At 73.5% G+C, this 1,277-nt stretch carries 1 protein-coding gene and 1 pseudogene; one reads left to right on the top strand and one right to left on the bottom strand.

The window, feature by feature from the left end:
* Window positions 1-470, top strand: a pseudogene (locus VR45_RS44615) (peptidase M4 family protein); the annotation flags it as partial.
* 78 nt (window positions 471-548) lie between these two features.
* Here the strand turns inward: VR45_RS44615 and VR45_RS30740 are convergent.
* Window positions 549-1,277: NAD(P)-dependent oxidoreductase (locus VR45_RS30740; protein WP_045943148.1), on the bottom strand; the 729-nt coding region annotated here is incomplete at its 5' end.

The following is a 1,277-nucleotide window of genomic DNA, read 5'->3' as shown; positions in this document are numbered from 1 at the left end:
CCGGCGGCCTCAACGAGTCCACCTCGGACATCTTCGGCACCATGGTCGAGTTCTACGCCAACAACGCGGTGGACAAGGGCGACTACCTGTTCAGCGACCAGTCCACCCCGCCGTGGCTGCGCCGCTTCGACAAGCCCTCGCTGGACGGCCGCTCCGCCGACTGCTGGAGCCGCAAGGTCGGCCAGCTCGACGTGCACAACTCCTCGGGCGTCGGCAACCACTGGTTCTTCCTCGCCAGCGAGGGCAGCGGTGCCAGGACCATCAACGGCGTCAGCTACAACAGCCCGACCTGCAACGGCTCGACGGTCACCGGCATCGGCAACCAGAAGGTCGCCAACATCTGGTACCGCGCGCTGACCGTCTACATGACCTCCACCACGGACTACAAGGGCGCGCGGGCCGCGTCGCTGAGCGCCGCCAAGGACCTCTACGGCGCCACCAGCACCGAGTACAAGGCCGTCGCGGCCGCCGCTCTGGTGGGCCGGTGCGTCCGGGCGTCCGGTGCGTCCCGGGTCCGGTACGTCCGGGCCTCCGGGCGTCCGGTGCCGTCAGTCGCCCAGGACGCGGACCGGCGCCCCCGCCAGGAAGGCCGCGATGTCCTCCACCGCCTCGCCGTAGTAGCGCCGGTAGTTGTCCCGCGACACGTACCCCAGGTGCGGGGTGGCCAGCAGCCGGGGCGCCGTCCGCATCGGGTGGCCCGCCGGCAGCGGCTCCTGGTCGAACACGTCCACCGCCGCCCCCGCGATCCGCCCCGCCGCCAGCGCCGCCAGCAGCGCCTCCTGGTCGACGATCGCCGCCCGGGAGGTGTTGACCAGGTACGCGTCCGGCCGCATCAGCGCCAGTTCGGGCGCGCCGACCAGCCCCCGGGTGCGCGCCCCGAGCGCGAGGTGCACGGAGACGAAGTCGCTCTCCCGCAGCAGCTCCTCCATCGACCCCGCCCGGCGCACACCCACCTCGGCCGCCCGCTCCCCGGTGAGGTTGCTGCTCCACGCCACCACGTCCATGTCGAAGGCGAGCCCCACCCGGGCGACCCGGGCGCCGATCTTGCCCAGCCCCAGCAGGCCCAGCCGGCGCCCCGCCAGATCCGCGCCCACCGTGCTCTGCCACGGCCCGCCGGTCCGCAGCGCCGTTGTCTCCTCGACCAGTCCGCGGGCCAGCCCGAGCAGCAGCGCCCAGGTCAGCTCCACCGGCGGCGTCGACGAACTGGCCGTCCCGCACACGGTGACCCCGTGGGCGCGGGCCGCCGCGTGGTCGATCACCGAGTTCCGCATCCCCGA

This window comes from Streptomyces sp. NRRL S-495, assembly GCF_000966955.1.
In the GTDB taxonomy this organism is placed as follows: Bacteria; Actinomycetota; Actinomycetes; order Streptomycetales; family Streptomycetaceae; genus Kitasatospora; species Kitasatospora purpeofusca.
The sequence above is the reverse complement of the archived record's forward strand: the minus strand, read 5'-3'. Positions and strand labels throughout refer to the sequence as shown.